Annotated in this window: 23 protein-coding genes; 13 read left to right on the top strand and 10 right to left on the bottom strand. The window is 68.3% G+C overall.

All coding sequences use genetic code 11. The features are described 5' to 3' along the window. Positions 1-49 precede the first annotated feature (49 nt). Entirely contained in the window at positions 50-676 is a 627-nt protein-coding gene (locus ABH933_RS35890) for a YczE/YyaS/YitT family protein (RefSeq protein WP_429424186.1), read from the bottom strand. A 292-nt stretch (positions 677-968) separates the two neighbouring features. Here ABH933_RS35890 and trpS point away from each other — a divergent pair, with 292 nt between their 5' ends. Further along, a complete protein-coding gene (gene trpS / locus ABH933_RS35885) occupies positions 969-1,946 on the top strand; it encodes a tryptophan--tRNA ligase (RefSeq protein ID WP_429424188.1) in 978 nt (325 codons plus the stop codon). Positions 1,947-1,988: 42 nt separating this feature from the next. Here the strand turns inward: trpS and ABH933_RS35880 are convergent, their stop codons facing one another. After that, positions 1,989-2,660: a VIT1/CCC1 transporter family protein gene (locus ABH933_RS35880; protein ID WP_429424431.1), complete on the bottom strand. Its 672-nt coding sequence runs from the start codon at positions 2,658-2,660 to the stop codon at positions 1,989-1,991. A 277-nt stretch (positions 2,661-2,937) separates the two neighbouring features. On the opposite strand from ABH933_RS35880, the gene ABH933_RS35875 reads away from it, so the two are divergent. Continuing rightward, entirely contained in the window at positions 2,938-3,552 is a 615-nt protein-coding gene (locus ABH933_RS35875) for a class I SAM-dependent methyltransferase (protein ID WP_429424433.1), read from the top strand. Between the two features lie 135 nt (positions 3,553-3,687). Here the strand turns inward: ABH933_RS35875 and ABH933_RS35870 are convergent, their stop codons facing one another. After that, the gene (locus ABH933_RS35870; RefSeq protein WP_429424435.1) at positions 3,688-4,752 is read right to left on the bottom strand and encodes a threonine aldolase family protein; all 1,065 of its coding nucleotides are present in this window, start codon (positions 4,750-4,752) and stop codon (positions 3,688-3,690) included. A gap of 210 nt (positions 4,753-4,962) precedes the next feature. Next, positions 4,963-6,081: a Gfo/Idh/MocA family protein gene (locus tag ABH933_RS35865; RefSeq protein WP_429424189.1), complete on the bottom strand. Its 1,119-nt coding sequence runs from the start codon at positions 6,079-6,081 to the stop codon at positions 4,963-4,965. 84 nt (positions 6,082-6,165) lie between these two features. Here ABH933_RS35865 and ABH933_RS35860 point away from each other — a divergent pair, with 84 nt between their 5' ends. Next, entirely contained in the window at positions 6,166-6,759 is a 594-nt protein-coding gene (locus ABH933_RS35860; RefSeq protein WP_429424191.1) for a TetR/AcrR family transcriptional regulator, read from the top strand. A gap of 113 nt (positions 6,760-6,872) precedes the next feature. On the opposite strand, the gene ABH933_RS35855 is transcribed toward ABH933_RS35860, so the two are convergent. Together ABH933_RS35855 and ABH933_RS35850 are read right to left on the bottom strand one after the other, a co-directional pair. Beyond that, a complete protein-coding gene (locus ABH933_RS35855; RefSeq protein ID WP_215922829.1) occupies positions 6,873-7,439 on the bottom strand; it encodes a YbhB/YbcL family Raf kinase inhibitor-like protein in 567 nt (188 codons plus the stop codon). Positions 7,440-7,467: 28 nt separating this feature from the next. Continuing rightward, positions 7,468-8,352 (bottom strand): alpha/beta hydrolase family esterase, encoded by an 885-nt coding sequence (locus tag ABH933_RS35850; protein WP_429424193.1) that lies wholly within the window; start codon positions 8,350-8,352, stop codon positions 7,468-7,470. Positions 8,353-8,419: 67 nt separating this feature from the next. Here ABH933_RS35850 and ABH933_RS35845 point away from each other — a divergent pair, with 67 nt between their 5' ends. The 3 genes from ABH933_RS35845 to yidC all read left to right on the top strand — a co-directional run bounded on the left by ABH933_RS35845 (position 8,420) and on the right by yidC (position 10,267). Then, complete coding sequence (locus ABH933_RS35845) at positions 8,420-8,854, top strand: MarR family transcriptional regulator (protein WP_429424195.1); 435 nt, start codon at positions 8,420-8,422, stop codon at positions 8,852-8,854. Between the two features lie 58 nt (positions 8,855-8,912). Beyond that, on the top strand, positions 8,913-9,251 hold the full coding sequence (locus ABH933_RS35840; RefSeq protein WP_429424197.1) for a DUF6247 family protein: 339 nt from the start codon (positions 8,913-8,915) through the stop codon (positions 9,249-9,251). 125 nt (positions 9,252-9,376) lie between these two features. Further along, positions 9,377-10,267, top strand: a complete 891-nt coding sequence (yidC, locus tag ABH933_RS35835; protein ID WP_429424198.1) for a membrane protein insertase YidC — start codon at positions 9,377-9,379, stop codon at positions 10,265-10,267. 38 nt (positions 10,268-10,305) lie between these two features. Here the strand turns inward: yidC and ABH933_RS35830 are convergent, their stop codons facing one another. The 3 genes from ABH933_RS35830 to ABH933_RS35820 form a co-directional block, all read right to left on the bottom strand. Next, a complete protein-coding gene (locus tag ABH933_RS35830) occupies positions 10,306-10,827 on the bottom strand; it encodes a hypothetical protein (protein ID WP_429424200.1) in 522 nt (173 codons plus the stop codon). 340 nt (positions 10,828-11,167) lie between these two features. Further along, complete coding sequence (gene ctaD, locus ABH933_RS35825; RefSeq protein WP_429424437.1) at positions 11,168-12,877, bottom strand: aa3-type cytochrome oxidase subunit I; 1,710 nt, start codon at positions 12,875-12,877, stop codon at positions 11,168-11,170. A gap of 125 nt (positions 12,878-13,002) precedes the next feature. Beyond that, positions 13,003-13,617, bottom strand: a complete 615-nt coding sequence (locus ABH933_RS35820; protein WP_429424202.1) for a TetR/AcrR family transcriptional regulator — start codon at positions 13,615-13,617, stop codon at positions 13,003-13,005. Between the two features lie 115 nt (positions 13,618-13,732). On the opposite strand from ABH933_RS35820, the gene ABH933_RS35815 reads away from it, so the two are divergent. Both ABH933_RS35815 and ABH933_RS35810 read left to right on the top strand, forming a co-directional pair. Further along, positions 13,733-14,503 (top strand): SDR family NAD(P)-dependent oxidoreductase, encoded by a 771-nt coding sequence (locus tag ABH933_RS35815; protein WP_429424204.1) that lies wholly within the window; start codon positions 13,733-13,735, stop codon positions 14,501-14,503. Positions 14,504-14,679: 176 nt separating this feature from the next. After that, on the top strand, positions 14,680-15,153 hold the full coding sequence (locus ABH933_RS35810; RefSeq protein ID WP_429424206.1) for a nuclear transport factor 2 family protein: 474 nt from the start codon (positions 14,680-14,682) through the stop codon (positions 15,151-15,153). Positions 15,154-15,172: 19 nt separating this feature from the next. Here the strand turns inward: ABH933_RS35810 and ABH933_RS35805 are convergent, their stop codons facing one another. Further along, entirely contained in the window at positions 15,173-16,267 is a 1,095-nt protein-coding gene (locus ABH933_RS35805) for an AraC family transcriptional regulator (RefSeq protein WP_429424208.1), read from the bottom strand. On the opposite strand from ABH933_RS35805, the gene ABH933_RS35800 reads away from it, so the two are divergent. From ABH933_RS35800 to ABH933_RS35780, 5 genes are all read left to right on the top strand, one after another. Then, positions 16,259-17,719 carry a flavin-containing monooxygenase gene (locus ABH933_RS35800; protein WP_429424439.1) on the top strand — a complete coding sequence of 487 codons (1,461 nt, stop codon included), beginning with the start codon at positions 16,259-16,261 and terminating at the stop codon, positions 17,717-17,719. The genes ABH933_RS35805 and ABH933_RS35800 overlap by 9 nt on opposite strands. Before the next feature lie 139 nt (positions 17,720-17,858). Beyond that, positions 17,859-18,353 (top strand): methylated-DNA--[protein]-cysteine S-methyltransferase, encoded by a 495-nt coding sequence (locus tag ABH933_RS35795; RefSeq protein ID WP_429424210.1) that lies wholly within the window; start codon positions 17,859-17,861, stop codon positions 18,351-18,353. Positions 18,354-18,542: 189 nt separating this feature from the next. Next, positions 18,543-19,871: a DUF1254 domain-containing protein gene (locus ABH933_RS35790; RefSeq protein WP_429424212.1), complete on the top strand. Its 1,329-nt coding sequence runs from the start codon at positions 18,543-18,545 to the stop codon at positions 19,869-19,871. 84 nt (positions 19,872-19,955) lie between these two features. Further along, positions 19,956-20,585, top strand: a complete 630-nt coding sequence (locus ABH933_RS35785) for a DUF3159 domain-containing protein (RefSeq protein WP_429424214.1) — start codon at positions 19,956-19,958, stop codon at positions 20,583-20,585. A gap of 285 nt (positions 20,586-20,870) precedes the next feature. Further along, positions 20,871-21,611, top strand: coding sequence for a VIT1/CCC1 transporter family protein (locus ABH933_RS35780; RefSeq protein WP_429424441.1), 741 nt, complete (start codon positions 20,871-20,873; stop codon positions 21,609-21,611). Positions 21,612-21,619: the final 8 nt, after the last annotated feature.

The following is a 21,619-nucleotide window of genomic DNA, read 5'->3' as shown; positions in this document are numbered from 1 at the left end:
GCCGGTTCCCGCGCTCGAATCCGTTGGGCCGCTAGCGGATTCGGCCGGATCAGGCGGCAGCGGGCTCGGGGGTCCGCGGCCGGACGGTGGCGAAGCCCGGGAGCCACCGGTTGACCAGTGGGATCAGCAGATGGATGAGGGGGCCGATGCCGAATGCGTAGACGACGGTGCCGACACCGACACTGCCGCCGAGTAGCCAGCCGGTGAGCAGCACGGTCGCCTCGATCGAGGTACGGATCGGCCACACCGACCAGCCGGTGCGGGCGACGAGGCCAGTCATCAGTCCATCGCGCGGGCCGGGGCCCATTCCCGCGCCGATGTACAGCACGGTGGCGACGGCATTGAGGAGCACCGCCGCGGCCATCGCCCCGATCTGCAGGCCCAGGTTGTGCGGGTGCGGTAGCCAGCGCAGGCCGTTGTCCACCGCGACCGCGATCACCACCACATTGCTCACCGTGCCCAGTCCGGGCTTCTGCCGCAGCGGAATCCAGGCCAGCAGCACGGTGATTCCGGTCAGGGCCGTCACCGTGCCGAAGCTGACCGGCACATGCCGGGCGACGCCCTGATGGAACACGTCCCACGGATCCAGGCCGAGCCCGGCGCGGATCATCACGGCCATCGAGAAGCCGTACAGCCAGAGTCCGGCGTAGAGGGCGAGCAATCGGCGAAACAGCATAGCGGCAATCATGCGGCATCGCTGGACCTTTGAAACAGATCCAATCGGAGACCACTGGACTCTCATTGGCTGAGGAGTTCCGCTCGTCATTAATTCGGATGACCGGGTGGAGGAGACCGGCTACCGTGGCCGTATGCGGAATCGCCCGATCACATGCTGGTGGCTGCCCTGAGGGCGGCGCCGATTTCCGCGTGATCATTCACCTCGCGGCCGCCCGAGTCGGGCGGCCGTTTTTGCATCTGCGACACATGGCGTCCGGCCGAGCGGCACACTCTCGAAAGGAATCCCCATCATGTCTCGGCGCATCACCGGACTCACCCCCTCGGGGGAGCTGCATCTGGGCAACTACTTCGGTGCGATCAAACCCCTTGTCGACCATCAGGTTCCGGGGAAAACCATCACCTTCGTCTCCGACCTGCACGCGTTGACGCTCGATCACGACTCGGCCCAGGTGCGCAGGCGAACAATGGAATTCGCCACGATGCTGCTGGCGGCCGGGGTCGATCCCGAGCGCACGGTGCTGTTCGTGCAGTCCCACGTCGCCGAGCACGCCGAACTGCACTACCTGCTCGAATCCGCCACCGGATACGGCGAGGTGCGGCGGATGATCCAGTTCCGGGAGAAATCCCGCAACCGCCGGCACACCCGGGTGTCGCTGCTGACCTATCCGGTTCTGATGGCCGCGGACATTCTGCTCTACGACGCGCTGGAGGTGCCGGTGGGCGAGGACCAGCGCCAGCACGTCGAACTGGCTCGCGATATCGCCGAGCGCTTCAATGCCGCATACGGCCCGGTGTTCACCCCGCCCCGCATGGTCAATCCGCCGGTCGCGGCGCGCATCATGGATCTGACCAGGCCCACCGCGAAGATGAGCAAATCGGTCTCGGCCGCCGGGTCGCTGCGGCTGCTGGACCCGCCGGAGGTGTTGCGCCACACCGTGATGCGCGCGGTGACCGATGCCGGTGACACGGTCGAGTACGACCCCGCCTATCGTCCCGGCCTGGCGAATCTGCTGACCATCCTGGCCGCGTGCACCGGCGAGGATCCGGCCCGCCTCGCCGGGACCTTCCGCGGCTACCGGCAGCTGAAGGAGGCCGTTGCCGATGCCGTTGTCGCCGTGGTCGAACCGATTCAGCGCCGGTACGCAGCGCTCGGCGAGGATCCCGATCAGGTACGGAAGATCCTACGGGACGGTGCGATCCGTGCGGGGGAGATCGCGCGCGGCAGAGTGGACGAGGCGAAACGAGCGATCGGGCTGCTTCCGGCTTGAAGCGGTGCGTCCCTGTCTGTTTCGAGGCGAGATGTCGGCCGTTCAGAGCCCGGAAACGCCCGCCAGCTGGCCGATCCCGTAGGTGACGGCCATGGCGACCGCGCCGCCGACCACCACCCGCATGATCGCGCGGCGCGGGTTGCTGCCGCCGAGGCGAGCGCTGATCGAGCCGGTCAGCGCCAGGGCGATCAGCACCGCGCCGAAGGTGACCGGGATCCGCCACGACACCGGGGGCAGCAGGATCGCCAGCAGCGGAAGCACCGCGCCGACGGTGAACGAGATCGCGGAGGAGATCGCCGCCTGCCAGGGGCTGGTCAGCTCGGTGGGGTCCAGGCCCAGCTCCGCCTCGGCGTGCGCGGTGAACGCGTCGTGGGCGGTGAGCTCCCGCGCGACCTGGCGGGCGGTCTCGGGGGACAGGCCCTTGCCCTCGTAGATCTGGGTCAGCTCGGCGAGCTCGAAGCCGGGTTCCTCGGCGAGTTCACGGCGCTCCTTGGACAGCAGGGCCCGCTCGGTGTCGCGCTGGGCGCTGACCGAGATGTATTCACCGGCCGCCATCGAGATCGCACCGGCGGACAGGCCCGCGATGCCCGCGGTCAGGATCGCCGAGCTGCTGGTCGTCGCGGCCGCGACGCCGACGACCAGGCCCGCGACCGAGACGATGCCGTCGTTCGCGCCGAGCACCCCGGCCCGCAGCCAGTTCAGTCGCGACGTCATTCCGTCGCCGTGGGGTTCGTGCGGATGCGTTCCGTTCTCGGAGGTCTCGTCCACGATGAGCAGGGTAAACCCGATCTGCGCGGAGGTCCGGTATCCCACTGTTTCCGCCAGGGGTGCGGTGTGCGGTTCGTGTCACCCGGGTGGGGATACCGCTGCGGTGTGGTGCGGCTGTTGCGCCGATCGACCGCGCGGTAGAGATCGGTAATTACCCTGAGGCGCCGGAGGCGATCTCGTCAGTAGCATCCGAAGGGTGGCGAATCCTCTTCTCACGCGAGTCATGTCCACCGTTGCCGGTCAGCTCGGGAATCCGCACGGTCCGCTGGGACGGGTGGTGGGCACGGTCCTCAATCGTGGCAACCGGTTCCTGATCGAGGCGAGTATCGATGCTGCCGAGGTCGCGTCGGGCGCGGCCGCCGCCGATGTGGGATTCGGTGGCGGCGTGGGGTTGTCGGTGCTGCTCGAGCGGGTCGGCGCCGAGGGCACCGTGCACGCGGTGGAGCTGTCCCGGGAGATGCTGGCGGGGGCCAGGTCCCGGTTCACCCGGGAAATCGGACAGGGACGGTTGCGGGTGCTGGAGGGCTCGCTGACCGAGCTGCCGCTCGCCGATGCGAGCCTGGACTCGGTAATCACCGTCAACACAGTGTATTTCGTGCCCGAGCTGGATCGGGCCTGCGCGGAGCTGGCGCGGGTGCTGCGGCCCGCGGGGCGGGTGGTGATCGGCATCGGCGACCCGGACGGGATGGCGAAGATGCCGTTCACGGCCCACGGGTTCCGGCTGCGCCCGATCGGCGAACTGACCGTTGCGCTCGCAGGGGCCGGGCTCACCGTCGAGCACCGGGTCGTGGAGAGGAAGCCGCTCCCCGGCCATCTGCTCATTGGCAGCCGGGCCTGACCTCCGATCGAGCTGACCGGACTGCTCCGCTGCACGACTCCCCACTCCGGTGTCCAACCCGTCACCTGTGCAAAGTCCCTCGCCTCGCCGTCCAGCGACACTCGACCAGTGGTCGGCTCCGCGTGGCCCGCTGCTCTATCGTCCCTGGGCGGTCGCCGAATCCATCTCCTGGGCAAGGGCATCGGTGAAGGCATCGACATCCTCCGGGGAGGTATCGAAGGCACACATCCAGCGGACCTCGCCGGTGCTCTCGTCCCAGATGTGGAACGCGAAGCGCTTGCGCAGACGTTCGGTGACTTCCGGTGGCAGCACGGCGAATACGGCGTTGGACTGGACGGACCGGGTGATGCGCACACCCTCGATCCGCTCGGCTGCCGCGGCCAGTCGCGCCGCCATGGCATTGGCGTGCACCGCATTTCGCCGCCAGAGATCGCCCGCGAGGAGCGCCTCGAATTGCGCGGAGACGAACCGCATCTTGGACGCCAGCTGCGTGGAGGACATGCGCAGGTACTCGATGTCGCGGATCCGGTCCGCGTCCGGCACGACCACCGACTCGGCCAGCATCAGGCCGTTCTTGGTGCCGCCGAACGAGACGATGTCCACGCCCGCATCGGTGGTCAGCTCGCCCAGCCCGGCGCCCAGATACGCTGCGGCATTGCACAATCGGGCGCCGTCGAGGTGGACCAGCATGCCCAGCTCGTGGGCATGGTCGCACAGTGCGCGAATCTCCTCGACCGAATAGCAGGTACCCAGCTCGGTGCTCTGGGTGATCGAGACGGCCAGGGGCTGGGCCCGGTGCTCGTTGCCGCGCCCCCACGCCTGCCGGTCGACGAGCTCGGGAGTCAGTTTGCCCTCCGGCGTGGCGACGGGATAGATCTTGATCCCGCCCACCTTCTCCGCGGCCCCGCACTCGTCGCCGTTGACGTGCGCCGACTCGGCCGTGATCACCGCGCCCCACCGGGGCAGCACCGCCTGCAGCGCAACGACATTGGACCCCGTGCCGGTGCAGACCGGATAGAGCCGGGCCCGCTCGCCGAAGTGGCGGGCGACGATGTGCTGCAGGCCCGTCGTGTAATCGTCCGCGCCGTAGGCCGGCTGGTGACCGCCGTTGGCCAGGGCCAGCGCCTCGAGCACCTCGGGGTGCACTCCGGCCCAGTTGTCGCTGGCGAAATTGCGCACGTCCTGGTCGTGTTTGCGCATCGCATCGGTCAACGGAAGGTCCTTTCGTCCACGCCGGTCGTGGGTCGGTGCCGCCCGCACGGCCATGGGCGTTCCGGCGAGTCCGGCCCACGATCGGGCGTGTTGTCGGCGATCACCTCGGTGAGGGTACGCGCGATGACCGGTCGAAACTGCACCCGCCGGGCACGTCGAGATGTGGTGTGGGCGGCCGCGGCGTCATCGGGATGTGGTTCAGGCGGTCGGCTGCGCGGTCGGACGCGGCACTGTGGTCCCGATGTCGGCCGAGGCGCGGACGGCGTCGAGCAGGCGGTGCACGTGCACGCCGTGGGCGAAGTCCGGCACGGTGGTGCTGCCCGAGCGGATGTCCTGTGCGAGTGCCGCATAGAGTCTCGCGACGTTGCCGGCCTCGATGTCGAGGGGCGTGCGCGCGAGCGGATCCTGGTCCGGGAGCTCGGCCCAGACGCCGCCGTCGCGGGCGCCCAGCAGCCGCAACTCGCTCATCTGCAGCCCGCCCGGGCCGTTCTCCCCGGACACGATCGCCAGATCACCGGCGGTGCCGCTGATTTCGATCCTGGTACGGCCGTCGGTGACCTTGGCGTCGTGGAGATGGACCGACACCGGGACGCCGCCGCGCGTGAATGCGCTGAGCAGCAGCTGGTCCGGGCTGGTGACCTCGATGCCCGCGCCGGTCTCCGCCACGACCGCGCGCGGATGCCGGATCGCCAGGCGCGCCGAGACATCGGCGAACTCGCCGACGAGGTATTCGACCGCGTCCAGCGTGTGCCCGCCACCGATGTCGACCATGCCCGCGCCGCTGCGGTGATCCAGCGTGTAGGCCGTCCACGCCGGTATCGTCCCGCCCGCGCGCAGCCCGCGAGCGGAATAGACGGTCGCTGAAATCAGCTGTCCGACATAGCCTTCCGATATCAGCTGCCTGGCGCGCACGATCGCGGGCGCATAGCGGGCCTGCAGGCCGACGGCGTGATGCACCGTCGTGGCCGCGGCGAACTCGGCCAGTTCCGCCGCCGCCTCGGTATGCCCCGTGAGCGGCCACTCGCAGTAGATGTGCTTGCCCGCCGCCAGCGCCGAGCGGATCGGTTCCGCATGTGCCGGCGCCTTGATGGTGACGGCCACCAGATCGACGTCGGGTTCCTCGGCCAGCGCCCGCGGGTCGGTGTAGGCGTGCTCGGCGCCGAAGAGACGAGCCGCCTCCCGCGCGCTCTCGGGGCGGCTGGTGGCGACGGCGGTGATCCGGAAGTCCGGAAGTGCCTGCAGCGCAGGAATATGCGCGCGTACCGCCCAGCCGCGGTCGGGGCTGGCGCCGATGATGCCCACTCGGATGGGGTCCATGCCCGGTTCCTCTCATAAACGGACTGTGCAAGTCCGTTTATACCTAAGCGGACTTGATGAGTCCACTTTGATAGGATGGTTGCCGTGCCCACCGCCGTGGATCGGCTGCTCGCCGACGAATCCTCCGCCGCGCCGCGCGCGGATGCGCGGCGCAACCTGGAACGCCTGGTCGCCGCCGCGCGCTCGGCCCTGGCGCAGGTCGGAGTCGAGGTCACCGCGCAGGAGATCGCCGAACGCGCCGGAGTCGGCAAGGGCACCTTCTACCGCCGGGTGCCCTCCCTCGAGCTGCTGCTGCAGGCGGTGCTGGCCGAGGTGCTGGAGGAGATCCTCGCCCTGGGCGACCGCGCCCTCACCGATGTGGACCCGTGGCACGGTTTTACCGAATTCGCCTCGGCCTACGTCCGATTGCGCGCCGAGAGCTGCGGGGTGAACGATGCCCTGGGCGGCACGGGATTCCCCGGGCTCGACGGTGTACTCGCCGAAATCCGCACGCGGCTGCGGCATCTGGTCGAGGGCGCGCAGCGCGCGGGCGCGCTGCGCGGCGACATCGCCTGGCAGGACGTGGCTTTCCTGCTCGCGGGGGCCGCCACGGACGCGAACACCATCGGTTTGCGCGCCGCGCCCGACCAGTGGTCACGCAACCTCGCGGTCGTGCTCGACGGGCTTCGCACACGCTGATCCCGCCGGGCCCGAGATGGGGAGCGGCTGCCGGTCATCATCGGACTGCCTGGGAAAGCTCGGTTGCTCGAGAACTCGTGCGGGCGGCCGGGCTTGGCGGGAGGTAACCCAGGTCAGGGACGCTCGTAGAACCCGTCCGTGCGGGCACGAGCATGCGAGACCGCCGCGCTCATCACATCGCGGGGCTTGGCCCCGGCGGGGGACTTGCCGTTCACCGTGGTCAGTGGCTCGGTCAGGGCGAAGAGCTGGAAGGCGTAGCGGTGCGGGCCGTGGCTCTTGACCGGGGCCGGTCCGGTGTAGCCGCTGCCCCAGCCCGAGCGCAGCAGTTCCACGCCCGGCGCCGGATTCGTGGCGGTGAGGCCACCGCGGGGGAGCGCGGTGAGGGCGGGGTCCAGCAGGGCGAGAGCGTGTACGAACGGCAGGCCCATGGGTGCGTCCGGATCCTCGACGACCAGCAGGAGCTGTGCGGTGCCCTCCGGCGGGGTGGACCAGGCCAACGCGGGCGAGAGATCCTGGCCGCCGATCCGTTTCGAGGCATGCCGCGGGTCCAGGGTCGTCTCGTGCCCGAAGTCGGGGCTGGTGAGCTCGAAACTCGCTCCGCCGCGCAGGTTTTCCAGCTCCCAGGCGAGGTTGTGGTCACCGGCCCTGCGGTTCTTCAGCAGCTTTCCGATGATGGCCATGAAAGATTCTCCCTTGATGTCGTAAAGGTCAGAGCTTGCGTGCGGCGGCAGGTGACAGCAGCGGCTGTGCGAACCGCAGGATCTCCTGCGCGGCATCGAAATCCGTGGAGGTGTGGGTGTTCGGACCGTCTTCCCATTCGGGCGGAGTGGGCTTGCCCGGCCAGGTGTGCCCGCCGCCGAACACGGTCCAGTCCGCGACCCGGGCACCGCCCACGCCGCCCTCGACGGTGTGACGGCTCGATCCCTCGGTGGTGATCGTCGTGCCCTCGCCCGCGCACCGATCGATGCTGCGCCAGTGCGCCGCGGTCTCCGCCAAGCCCAGTGTCTGCCCGCGTAATTCGCCGTCGGGTCCCCGGTGCCGCGAGAAGCCGCCGGTGATCGGCACCGCTTCGTCGGCCGTGCCGTTGATGAGCAGCGCCGAGACCGCATGGGTGGGCTCGTGCCCGCGCAGCGCCACCGGCAGGCCACCGGCCACCGCCGCGACAACCGGTACCAGCTCGCTCAATTCGTGCCCCACCAGGTGCGCCATGAATGCGCCGTTGGAAATGCCCGCGGCGACGGTCTGCTCTCGTTCGGTGCCGTATTGTGCTGCGCACCAGTCGATCAGGGCTCGCAGGAAGGCGATGTCGTCGACCCCGTCCGCGTCGGCGACGGTGACTCCCCGCCCGTCCGCCCAGCAGCCTTCGTGGCCGTCGGGGTAGACCACGGCCACGCCGTAGGCGTCGGCGAATTCGCTGAAGCGCATCCAGGAGTCCATCAGCGGTCCGGCCACCGGCGGCCGCTGCGGCATCCCCGACATGTTGCCGTGCAGCGCCACGATCAACGGCGCCCCGCTGTGCCGCGGCGGCCGCACGCTGAACGTGCGCGCCCGTCCGTCCACGGTCAGTTCGCCGGTCTTCAGGTCCTCGGCCATCGGTATCCCCTCTCGTCAGCTGGACTGCACAGTTCAACTGCGCAGTCTTACTGTATGTTAGGGAGTTATGACCGATCGCACAAACGAACCCGTGGGCCTGGCGGAGGATCTGCAGCAGTTGGTCGGCGTCCTGGTCCGGCGCATGCGCACCGCGTCGCCGGCTCGCGAGCTCTCGCTGACCCAGGTCTCGATCCTCAAGCGCCTGGACCGCGAGGGCCCCGCCACCGTCGCCGATCTGGCCCGCGCCGACAAGATTCGCCACCAGTCCGCGGCCACCGCGGTCGCCACCCTCGTAGACCGCGGTCTGCTCCACAAGTCCCCCGACGAACACGATCTACGCCGCAAACTCCTGCACCTCACCCCCGAGGGCCACCGCATCCTGGCCGAACGCCGCGAAGCGGGCCACGAACACCTTGCCGACCTCCTCGCCGAGCGTTTCACCACCGCCGAACGCGCCCACATCGCCGGATCGCTGGTTTTGCTGAGGCGACTGCTGGACTGAACCGTCCTTCGCGAATGAACACACTCAGCAGCGTCGGCAGTCGGGTTATTGTGTGGCTATGGCATCACCTGAGTTGTCCGAACCTACGGCGCATTCCGCGCTGGTGGCTGCCTCAACTCCGCGGGCTGTCCATGATGCGCTCGTCGGCGGTGAGCGAGCAGAATTCGCCAGCCGTTACCGCGAGGCCATGGCGATTGCGGCAGAGTCGCTGGATCTCACCGGCGTGCCGGCGGTCCTGGCGACCTTTCGTGAGATAGCCGAGACGACCCAACGGCACGGTGCGCAGGCGCATCTCCGGATGCTTGCGCAGGCCGAGGATCTACAACGGGGACGCAGCGTGCCCACCATCGGCGCCGCGGCGCATCGGGCGGAGATCAACGCCAAACTCGGCCGGTAGGGGCTGATGTACACCTACGAGATCGCCGCTGATGCGCGCGCCCGGGTCGATGGTCTGCCCGTAGAAGCGCTGGTCTATCGGGATCGCCGAGTCGTGGTGGTCGACGTTACCCGGGTGGGCTGACCATGCTCGATATCGTTTACTACCCCCTCTCAGCCGTGCTGTGGTTGTGGCACAGCGCATTCGCTGCCGCGCTCGGCCCCGCCAGCGGCGTCGCCTGGGCGCTGGCGATCGTCCTGTTCGTCCTGACGCTGCGGGCGGCGCTGTTCAAACCCTTTGTGGCGTATGTCCGTTTCCAGCGGACGATGTCCGTGCTGCGGCCCAAGATGAAGGAGCTGCAGGCCCGGCACGCCGACGATCGCGAGCGGCTCACCGCCGAGATGCGGGCGCTGCAGAAACAGCACGAGTTCAGCGTGTTCAGCGGCTGCCTGCCCATCGTCGCGCAGATGGTGGTGTTCCTGGGGCTATTTCATGTGCTCGCCTCGTTCGACCGCACCGGTTCCGGATCCCTGGTGGTGCGGCTGCTGGGGCATCCGGCGCGGATGAGCGCGGCCCAGAACGCCGCCACCGCCAACTACCTGTTCTCGCCCGTGCAGGTGCAGTCGTACGTGCACGGGAAGCTGTTCACCGCACCCCTCTCGGCGACCCTGCTGACCTCGGGCGCCGGGTGGGTTTCGGTTGCCGCGGTGGCAATTCCGCTGGTGGTCCTCGGCGCGGTGTGCACGCATCTGACCGCTCGCGCCTCGGTGACGCGCCAGACCGAATTCACCCCGCAGACCCGGCTGATCAACCTGATGACGATGTGGCTGTTTCCGGTCTTCACGCTCGCCGCGGGCCTGGTGATGCCTGTCGGCATCCTGGTGTACTTCGCCACCAGCAACGCCTGGACATATCTGCAGCAGCTGATGGTGCACAGGCGGTTGGGCCCGGTCGGTGGGGAACCGGCATCGGCCGCCACCGATGCCGGACCCTCGGACTCCGCGCCGCCCGGGCTGCCGGAACGCTCTGTGCAATAGCGCGATTCGCGCCGCCCCGCCCCGGCGGTGTTCCCGTTCTACCCCACGGAGCCCGATGCCTGCGGTAACGCCGCGGAGGCGCCTTCAGCGTGGTTCGCCCGGACGGGCAGATCCACCGCCGCGCCCGGGCCCTCGGGGTGGGCGATCACGACCATCGCGACGAGCAGAATCTGTTCGAGCTCCACCCTGTTCGCCGCCATCCGGGCGATGATGCCGAAGCGGCGTTCGGGACCCTGCGGCGGGATCAGGACCTCGCGGCGCCCCCGCGTGGCCACGAACATCTGCCAGCGGGAGTCGAACCGCGTCGGCCAGCCGTCGCGCACGGCCCGGTACACCTCGAGATCGAGATCGTGGTGACGGGATGGGTCGATCATCAAATCGGCGATGCGTTCCTCGGCTCGTTCGAGCAGGGCCTGGCCCTGCATCGGCATATATCGAGCCTGCAGCGCGATCCGCCGCCGGTACTCCTCGACCGGGCCGCGCAGTAGATCCCGGTGACGCTGCGCTTCGGCGGTCAACTCGAAACTGCCATCGGACGTCGACGAGCGGAGCTCGGACATGAACACGCCTTTCCTAGGGTTGCGGATTACCTTGTGGTGCAACCTGACCGGCGTCCGATGCCCCCAGTATGCCGCAGGGGTACGACAAGTTTCGCCGCCGCCCGCACCTGCGCGATGCGGACACCGGCGCAGCTCCGCGATCGGGGCTGTGCGATCGCGGCATCCGATCATGGATGCGAGCTAACTGCGCCGACAGAGTATATCGAACATGCGTTCGAATTCCTACGATTCCGGTCGGCGGACTCGCGCGATGCGTGCCCGAGGGCGGACGATGCGCTGCGACCGCCGGGATACGCGGCCAACCCACGGGGATCACGGGTGATGTGATCTCCGCATCGGGTCACTCGGCCGCGTCGGTGATCTCGGGCTCGAGTGCCCGGGGCCGGTGGGACCCCCAGCCCGCCTCCGCCTCCGCGCGCATGCGTTCGACCATGTGCGGGTAGTGCAGCTCGAAGGCCGGTCGCTCCGAACGGATTCGGGGTAGCTCGTAGAAGTTGTGGCGCGGTGGCGGGCAGGAGGTGGCCCACTCGAGGGAGTTCCCGCTGCCCCATGGATCGTCGATGTCGACGACCTGGCCGTACCGATAGCTGCGGAAGACGTTCCACACGAACGTGATCATCGAGAAGCCCAGGATGAACGACCCGATGGTGGAAATCGTATTGAGCGTGGTGAATCCGTCGGTTGGCAGGTAGTCCGCGTAGCGGCGCGGCATGCCCTCCGCGCCCAGCCAGTGCTGCACCAGGAAGGTGGTGTGGAAGCCGACGAAGGTGGACCAGAAGTGCAGCTTGCCGAGTCGTTCGTCCAGGAATCGCCCGGTCATCTTCGGGAACCAGAAGTAGATGCCCGCGAAGGTGGCGAACACGATGGTGCCGAAGAGCACGTAATGGAAGTGCGCGACAACGAAATACGTATCCGAGACGTGGAAGTCCAGCGGCGGGCTGGCCAGGATGACCCCCGACAGGCCGCCGAACAGGAATGTGGTCAGGAATCCGATGGACCACAGCATGGGCGTCTCGAACGTCAATTGGCCCTTCCACATGGTGCCCACCCAGTTGAAGAACTTCACCCCCGTCGGCACCGCGATCAGGAAGGTCATCACCGAGAAGTACGGCAGCAGAACCGCTCCCGTGGCGAACATGTGGTGCGCCCACACCGCCACCGACAGCGCGCCGATCGACAGCGTCGCGTACACCAGTGTGGTGTAACCGAATACCGGTTTGCGGCTGAACACCGGAATGATCTCGGTGATGATCCCGAAGAACGGCAGCGCGACGATATACACCTCGGGATGACCGAAGAACCAGAACAGATGCTGGAATTCGATCGCCCCGCCGTTGGCCGGGTCGTAGATGTGGCCGCCCAGGTGCCGGTCCACCTCCAGGCCCATCAGCGCCGCGGTCAGGATCGGAAAGGCCAGTAGCACAAGCACGCTCGTGACCAGAATGTTCCAGGTGAAGATCGGCATCCGGAACATCGTCATGCCCGGGCAGCGCAGGCAGACGATGGTGGTGATCATGTTGACCCCGCCGAGAATCGTCCCGACGCCCGACAGCGCCACGCCCATGATCCACAGGTCACCCCCGACGTCGGGGGAGTGCGTGCCCGCGCTCAGCGGCACATAGGCCGTCCAGCCGAAATCGGCTGCGCCGCCGGGGCTGATGAATCCGGCCGTCGCGATCGTCGCACCGAACAGATACAGCCAGTAGCTCAGCGCGTTCAGGCGCGGGAAGGCCACGTCGGGGGCGCCGATCTGCAGTGGCAGTACGCAATTGGCGAACCCGAAGACGATCGGGGTCGCATAGAACAGCAGCATGATCGTGCCGTGCATGGTGAACAGCTGGTTGTACTGCTCCGGCGACAGGAACTGCAGCCCCGGCCGCGCCAGCTCGGCCCGCATCAGCAGCGCCATGAGCCCGCCGATCAGGAAGAACGAGACCGACGTGACGATATACATGACCCCGAGCAGCTTCGGGTCGGTGGTGGTGACGATGTTCCAGATGTAGGAACCCTTAGGGGCGACCCGCCTGGGATGCGGCCTCACGGCGTCGATCTCGGCGGCGCCCGGAGCCGGTACTGTAGCCACAGATCCTCCTCGCGCCCACCCGCCTTCGAGTGTGGCACCGCGGGAAGATCGTTTGGCCGGAACCGATCAGTGATCGGCCCGCTGCGGGCGCGTCAGGAGATGCCGGCGGTGAGCTCGCGCATGCTGCGCACCACCAGCGGGGTGGGGGATCCCGCGGTGTCGTCGTCGGCCCACTCCTCGAGCGCGACGCGGATCGCCCCGGCCGCCGCCGCCGCGGTCAGGCGCCGCCGCAGGGAGTCGGCCTCGGGTGCACGCTCGGTCAATACGTCCAACAGGGCCTGCTCGCCGTTCAGATTGACCCTGTGCCAGACCGCGCGCAGGGCCGGATCCTCGCGCATCGCGCGGAGCAGGCCGCGCGTAATCTCCAGTTCGTGGCCGTCATCCTCGGGGGTCATCGCACGCGCCGCGGCGGCCTCCAACTCCGCGGTCGTCGGCAGCCGAGCCGGTCCCGCGGCGAGCCTGTCCAGCCAGCGGGACGCGCCCATCGAAAGCAGCGGTTCCACGGCATCCTCTTTAGTGCGGCAGTACCGGTAGAAGGTGCGCAGGCCGACCCCGGATTCGCCGGCGATCCGCTCCGCGGTGACCGCGGCGGTGCCGTGCTCGGCGAACAGGCGCGCGGCGGTGCGGGCGATCTCCAGACGGGTCTGTGCCTTGCGCCGCTGCGCGAGTGTCGGGCGGGGCGTGTGTGCGCCCGGTGTGGCCATCATCGGGCACCTCCTTCTCCGGCGTTATCGTACCCGGTTTGCCATAGTGGCACGGCGTGCCACATCGGCGTAATGTGTCAGTTGACAGCTATTTTACCTGGTAAAGGAGGGTTTCACCATGGAGCGTTTCGCGAATCGTCGTGTACTCATCACCGGCGCGGGCTCCGGCATAGGCCGCGCCACCGTGCATCGGATCCTGTCCGAGGGCGGCGCCGTCGTGGGCGCCGACGTCAACGAGGCGGGCCTGGCCGAGACCGCCAAGCAGGCCGCAGAGAAGGGCGCCGCCGACCGCCTGACCACCCTGACGATCGACATCTCCGACGAGGCCTCGGTGCAGGCCGGCGTCGGATCGGCCGTATCCGCCCTCGGCGGCCTGGACGTCCTGGTCAACGCCGCGGGCATCCTGCGCTCAGCGCACACCCACGAGATGCCGCTTGCCGACTGGAACCGCATCATCACCACCAACCTGACCGGCACCTTCCTGATGATTCGCGAGTCGTTGCCCGCGCTGCTCGAGTCGGGTCACGGCGTCATCGTGAACTTCGCCTCCACCTCGACCTTCTTCGCGCACCCGTACATGTCGGCCTACGCCGCGTCCAAGGGCGGCATCATGTCGATGACCCACGCCCTCGCGGCGGAATACGCCAAGCAGGGACTGCGCGCGGTGGCCGTGGCGCCCGGCTCGATCTCCAGCGACATGACCGACGGCCGCGGCCCCGGCATCCCCGCGGACGCCGACATGAGCCTGTTCATGAAGCTGGTCCCCGCCATCGGCCAGGGCTTCGCCTCGCCCGACACCGTCGCCGGCGTGGTCGCGATGCTGGCCTCGGACGACGGCGCCTTTATCACCGGCACCGAGATCCGCATCGACGGCGGCACGCACGCCTGAATTCACCCACCCCGCCGGGCTCCGCAGGCTCCGCCGGCTCACCGTCCCCGGGGATCGCCGCGCCCGGCCGCCGCGGCGGCCGGTGGACCCGGACGGCTCCCGGGTGCGGGAAAGCCAGGACGTAGAGCGGAACGTGTTCTACTGTTTTCGGCATTCGAACCGAGAAGGGAGCCGCGATGGATCTCGTTGCGCTCGAGCAGATCCGTGCGCTCAAGTACCGGTACCTGCAGGCCCTGGACCTGAAAAACTGGGACGAGTTCGCCGAAACGTTCGCCGAGGACGCCACCGGCGATTACGGCTCACCGTCCGGCGGGCGGCCGCTGCAGTTCAGCGGCCGCGACGCCATCGCCGGATACATGCGCACCTCGCTCGAGGCGAACATCATCACCGTCCACGTCTGCACGCATCCGGTCATCGAGGTCGACGGCGAAACCGCCAGCGGCACCTGGTGTCTGGAGGACACCGTGATCGTGCCCGAATTCGACGTCATGATCCGCGGGGCCGCCTACTACCACGACCGGTATCGAATCGTGGACGGCGAGTGGAAGATCGCGCACACCGGCTACCAGCGGATCTACGAGGCGCGAATGTCGCTGAAGGCCACGGAATTCACGCTGTCGGTCAATCCCTGGGCCGACCGCGGTCGCTGAGGATCCCGCTCCGCGGCGGTCACGGCACCGCCAGCGCGTGATCGCGTCGGACCGCGGAAGGCATTGCGTCCCACCAGCGTTGACAGCAGCGCGTGAAGGTGGACTGCTCCGACAGGCCCAGCAGCGAGGCGATCTGGCTCATCGGCAGATCGGTGGTGGTCAGGTAGCGGTGCGCCTCGGCGCGGCGCACATTGTCCAGGATCGTCGCGAAGCCGGTGTGCTCGGCGGCCAGCCGGCGCTGCAGGGTTCTCGGATGCAGTGTCAAAATTCTTGCCACGGCGGATATTTCGGGCGCAGTCGTGCCCAGCATCTGCTGAACCGCGGCGCGCACGCGCGGCACGATGGAATCCCCCTCGCCCGCGGACTGCTCGTTGAGAAAGGCGATCGCCAGGCGCGAAAGATGTTCGTCCCCACCGGGCACCGCGCGTGCAGCCAGGCTGCTCGGGACGCGAAGTAGCGCGGCCGGGCGATCGAATCGCACTGGGGCGCCGAAGAATTCCTCGTAGGTCTCGCGCGGGGCCGGCGGGCGATAGGGCAGTTCCACCGAGCGCAGTCCATAGGGCCCGTCGACCAGCAGCAACAGGGTGCGGTGCAGGAATGCCAGGCCCAGGTCGGTGCCCTGGACCGTGACCGCGCGTCCGAGCTCCACGCCGTAGTGCAGCGCGGTGATGGTGCGATCCCCGTACGGGTCGGGCTCGAGCGTCAGGCTCAGCGCCCGGGCGTGCACGAACAGGTAGCGTGAGGTGCACTCCAGCGCGTCGGCCAGGGTCGGGGAGTTGCGGATTGCCAGTGCGAGCGGGCCGAGCATGCTCAGGTCCTGCCGGGTCGCGATGCGCAGGCCCAGGTCCGGGCAGTTCAGCTCGGCCGCGGCGGTCTCCAGGGTCATCGCCATCAGGTGGTCGGGGACCAGCAGATCGTCGGCGTCCAGCGCGGCGACCGGCAGCCCGGCCCGGGTCGCGAAGTCCTCCGCATTGCCGCCCAGCTCGGCTACCGTGGCGCGGAACCCCCGCAGCCCGGCGGATCTGATCACCGACATGTCGTCCAGAATCAAATACTTGTCGCGCAGAGTCAAGAAGGAGGCCGTGTGGCCCAGCACACTGAGGGTATGGAGCATGTCGACGTCGTCATCGTCGGTGCCGGTCTGTCCGGTATCGGTGCCGCCTATCGGTTGCAGACCGAGCTGCCCGGCAAGAACTACGCCATCCTCGAGGCCCGCGAGGCGATGGGCGGCACCTGGGATCTGTTCCGGTATCCCGGCATCCGCTCGGACTCGGACATGTTCACCCTCGGGTACCCGTTCAAGCCGTGGCGCGACGCGAAGTCCATCGCCGACGGGCCTTCGATCCTGCGGTACGTCCGGGAGACCGCGGCGCAGTACGGCATCGATTCCCGGATTCGCTACGGCACCAAGGTGATCGCCGCGGAATGGTCCACCGCGGATGCCCGGTGGACGCTGACCCTGCGGCAGGGCGGCGAGACCCGCACGCTCACTTGCGGATTCCTGTACAGCTGTGCGGGCTACTACGACTACGACCAGGGGCATGCGCCGCACTTCCCCGGCGTGGAGAGCTTCGCCGGGACGATGGTGTATCCGCAGTTCTGGCCGGAGGATCTGGACTACGCGGGCAAGAGGGTGGTCGTCATCGGCAGCGGCGCCACCGCGGTCACCCTGGTGCCCGCCATGGCCGAGCAGGCCGAGCGGGTCACCATGCTGCAGCGCTCGCCGACCTGGATCTCGGCGGTGCCCGGCCGCGACAAGTACGCCGACAAGATCCGGGAGCTGCTGCCCCCGAACCTGGCCCACCGGGTCATCCGCACCAAGAACATCCTGTTCAACGTCGGTTTCTACCAGTACTGCCGGCGGCGGCCCGAGTCGGCGCGCAGGCTGCTGACCGGCATCGCCGCCCGCATCCTGAAGGACGAGGTCCTGGTGGCCGAGCACTTCACGCCCAGCTACAACCCGTGGGACCAGCGGCTGTGCGCGGTCCCGGACGCCGACTTCTTCAAGGCGATGCGCAAGGGCAAGGCGGAGGTGGTCACCGATCACATCGATTCCTTTGTGCCCGAGGGGATTCGGCTGAAGTCCGGCCGCGTGCTCGAGGCCGACGTCGTGGTCTCGGCGACCGGGCTGAAAATGCTTGCGTTCGGCGGCATCTCGCTGACCGTCGACGGTGAACCGGTCGCGCTGCCCGAGCAGTTCGTCTGGCAGGGCGCGATGCTCACCGGCGTGCCGAACTTCGCGGTGTGCATCGGCTACACCAACGCCTCGTGGACGTTGCGCGCCGATCTGAGCTCGCGCCTGGTCTGCAAGGTGCTCGCGCACATGGACCGCCGCGGGCTCGACGCGGTGGTGCCGGAGCCGCGCGGTGAGCTGAACGAGCGCCCCCTGCTGGATCTGAGCTCGGGATACATCCAGCGCTCGATCGGCGATTTCCCGCGTCAGGGCGACCGCACCCCGTGGAAGGTGCGACAGAACTACATCCTCGACTCGGCCACCACCATGCGCGCCGATCTGGACAAGACCCTGCGCCCGGTAACGAAATCTGCTGCGCTGCAGCGGGTCTGAGGTAGTCGGAGGCCGATGGCAGCGTCGGTACGACGCTCGGGCTACCGGTGATCGCGATGTCTGATTTCCGCCGGTGTGGGTGGCGCTCCTGCGGCAGATTGGTAGTGGAAACACGACGAGATCTGCGAAGGGACGTGCGATGACCGTGTACACGACGATGGACAGCCCGGTCGGGGAGCTGCTGCTCGCGGGCGAACCGTCCGGGGCTTCGGTGGTGTTGACGGTGGTGTCGATGGCGGGCGGACGGGGCGCCGCGGTGCGGCCGGACTGGGTCCGGCATCCCGGCGCCTTCGCCGAGGTCATCGCGCAGCTGCAGGCGTACTTCCGGGGCGAGCTGCACCGGTTCGAGATCGAATACGACGGCGCCGGAAGCGATTTCCAGCAGCGCGTGTGGGATGCGCTGGACGAGATCCCGTACGGCGACACCGTCACCTACGGGCAGATCGCCGCGCGGATCGGTGCGTCCCGTGCCGCGGTGCGGGCGGTGGGTGCGGCGATCGGTGCGAATCCGCTGCTGATCGTTCGGCCCTGTCACCGCGTCATCGGTGCGAACGGGTCGCTGACCGGCTACGCCGGCGGAGTGGAGCGCAAGCGCGAGCTGCTGGAGCTCGAGGGCGCCCGCGTCGCGGTGTGAACGGGGGTCCGGCTGCGGGCCGGACCCATCATCGCGCGATAGTTTTCTCAGCAAGGTTTTAATCAGGTCGCCTTGCCTGTAATGCAGTCTGGATGCAATATAAACGTATGGCTTTATCGGTGGCACGCCCATGCCTCGTGTCGTGTGGGTCACCTCGATCCGGCCCACCGGGTGCAGGAGGCACAAGCGATGACCGATCAGGAACTGATTCAGCGGGCCGCCCAGGCCTACGTGTACGGGTTTCCGCTGGTGTTCGACGTGGAGCAGGTCGACAGGTTCGTGCGAACCGGATTGGGCGCCAACCCGCCCGCACCCTTCAACACCTTCGGCCACACCCCTGGCCTGGCCGAACCCTCGGATACGTTCGTCACCGTCAACAACGACACGCTGTACTCGATCGCGCAGATCGATCTCGGTGTCGGCCCGATCGTGCTGCGCGTGCCCGCGTCGGACCGCTACTACGTGCTGCAGTTCGTCGACGCCTGGACCAACAACTTCGCCTATATCGGCACGCGTGGCACCGGCAACGACGCGGGGACGTACCTGCTCGTGCCGCCCGGGTGGGCGGGGACCGCGCCCGATGGAATGACTCCGGTGCGCTTCCCCACCCGCGTGGCATCCATCGTCGGGCGTTACGCCGTCGCCGGCCCGCAGGACCTGCCCGCCGCAAAGGCACTCCAGGACGCGCTGACCCTCGAGCCGCTCGAGCCCGGGCGCGTCCCGGTCGGGGTGCCTGAGATCGCCGCCGACGCGAGCGCGGCACTCACCTTCTTCGAGAAGTTCCGCACCTGGTCGCAGGAGTTTCTCCCGGCCGCGCGTGACCTGCCGGTGCTGCGGACGTTCGCCGCGCTCGGGCTGACCGGCGAGGTGCCCGTCGCCGATCTCGCCGAGCCGGTCCGCGCCGCCCTCGGGGCCGGGTACGAGGCGGGCAGGGAGATGCTCGAGCAGTTGGTCCGCGGCAGCGCCGCTGACGTCGTGAACGGCTGGGTGCAGTCCTTCCACATCTTCGACTACAACCTGGACTTCTTCGAGATCGGCACTCGCGACGAGCCGCAGTGGAAGATGGCGGAGGGACCCGTGCGCTTCGCCACCCGCGCGGCCGCCGCGCTGGGCGGGCTCTGGGGCAACCACGGCTACGAGGCGGCATATTCGCCGATCTACCTCGACGACAAGGGCGAGCAGCTGACCGGCGAGCGCACCTACACGCTGCGCCTGGATCCGACCCCGCCCAATGCCGGATTCTGGTCGCTGACCATGTACGACGTCCCGGACTACTACCTGGTCGAGAATCCGATCGGGCGTTATTCGATCGGCGATCGCACCCCGGGCATCGTGTTCGACACCCACGGCGCGCTCACCGTCACGATCGGCCATACCGAACCGGAAGACCCTGTGGCGCGGGCGAATTGGCTGCCGTGCCCGGCCGGTCCGTTCCGTCCGCTGCTGCGCGTGTACATCCCGGACCCACAGGTCCTGGACGGCCGCTACGTGCCCGCGCCGATCGAGCGCCGCGCCTGAGGCGGTCTCGTCCGCCCGGCCCTCGACATCGCGACACCCTGACCGGCGCCGCCGGATTCGACCGAACGACAGGACCTTTCGACAATGCAGTTGGAGAAACCTATCGCCGATCAGAACGCCTCCCTCGCGGACATGTGGGCGAAGTTCCGCACCATGCACGGCCCGCGCCATCTGCTCGACGGCGCGGCGCCCGCGATCGGCTTCCTGATCGGGTACAGCACCGTCGGCCCGAAGCTCGGGATTCTCGTGGCGATCGCGATTGCCCTGGGGCTGGGGGTATTTCGTGTTTTTCGTGGCGATTCCGCGAGGGTGGTGGCGACCTCGGTCGCGGTGATCTTCCTGTTCTCGCTGTTCGTCCTCTTCACCGGTGAGGGCCGCGGCTTCTATCTGCCCGAGATCCTGTTCTGCGTCGTCGCGACCGTCGGATTCGGGATCACCCTCGTCGGCCGCCGGCCGCTGAGCCTGTGGCTGTCCCAGCGCGTCGGGCTCGAGCCGCGGGACGTGACTCCCGATCGCGTCCGGGTGCACCGCCGGATAACCCTGGCCTGGTTCGCCTTCTGGGTACTGCACGTGGTCGTGATGGGGCCCCTGTATCTCGCCGACAAGGTGCTGGTCCTCGGCACCGTCGCCCTGTTCTTCGGAAAACCTGCCCTTGTTGCGATGATCGCGGTCACCTGGTTGTGGATCGTGCGCTCCCGGCGCTCGCGGGCGTAGCCTGTAACTCGCGTCACAAGATTTCGGCTTCGACGAGAGTGCGAGAACGATAGGGCGCATCGTGAGTTCGACGGAAATTGCCGGGGGGCTCGGTGCTCAGTCGGTGGAACAGCGGGTTGAGCAGGCGAATCAGGCAGCCGGAAAAGTTATTCTGCCGAAATCCGCAGGGCTGCTGCGCGGCTCCGAGTTAGGTATGTAAACCCTTGGTGTGCACTGGTTTACCTCGTTATGGGTAGCCTTCCATTGCTGGTAGACGGCCTGATAATTGGTTAGCGTAGTCGTGTGCTGAGTGATGAGGCAGTGCTCGAGAAGGACGTTGTGGTTGCACCGCAGGTGCATCCGGAGCCGCATGGGAATGGTCTGGCGTCGCGGTTGAATTGGCTGCGGGCCGGAGTTCTGGGCGCCAACGACGGAATTGTTTCCGTGGCGGGAATTGTCGTCGGTGTGGCGGCTGCCACGGCGACGCGGTCGACGATTTTGACCGCGGGTATCGCGGGGCTGGCCGCCGGCGCGGTGTCGATGGCGCTCGGGGAGTACGTATCGGTCAGCACGCAGCGCGACAGCGAGCGCGCGATTCTCGAGGTGGAGCGCCGGGAACTGGCCGAGCAGCCCGAGGCGGAGCTGGCCGAGCTCGCGGCAATCTACGAGGGCAAGGGCCTGTCCGCGGCGACGGCGTGGAAGGTCGCCGAGGAGCTGACCGAGAACGACGCCTTCACCGCGCACGCCGAGGCCGAACTGGGCATCGACCCGACCGAGCTGACCAATCCGCGGCACGCCGCATTCTCCTCGGCGCTGTCCTTCACCCTCGGCGCGCTGCTGCCGCTGCTGGCGATCCTCACTCCGGTCGCGCTGCGGATTCCGGTCACCATCGTCGCCGTGCTGGTGGCGCTGGCGATCACCGGCGCGGTCGGGGCGAAGCTGGGGCAGGCCCCGGTACTGCGCGCCACCGTGCGAGTCCTCGTGGGCGGCGCGCTGGCGATGGTGGTCACCTTCGGGATCGGCCACCTGGTCGGGCTGGTCGTCTAGCCGAAGGC

It is taken from the genome of Nocardia sp. GP40 (assembly GCF_050434125.1).
Taxonomy (GTDB): Bacteria; Actinomycetota; Actinomycetes; order Mycobacteriales; family Mycobacteriaceae; genus Nocardia; species Nocardia albiluteola.
Note: the sequence above shows the minus strand (reverse complement) of the source record. Positions and strands in the feature narration are given on the sequence as shown.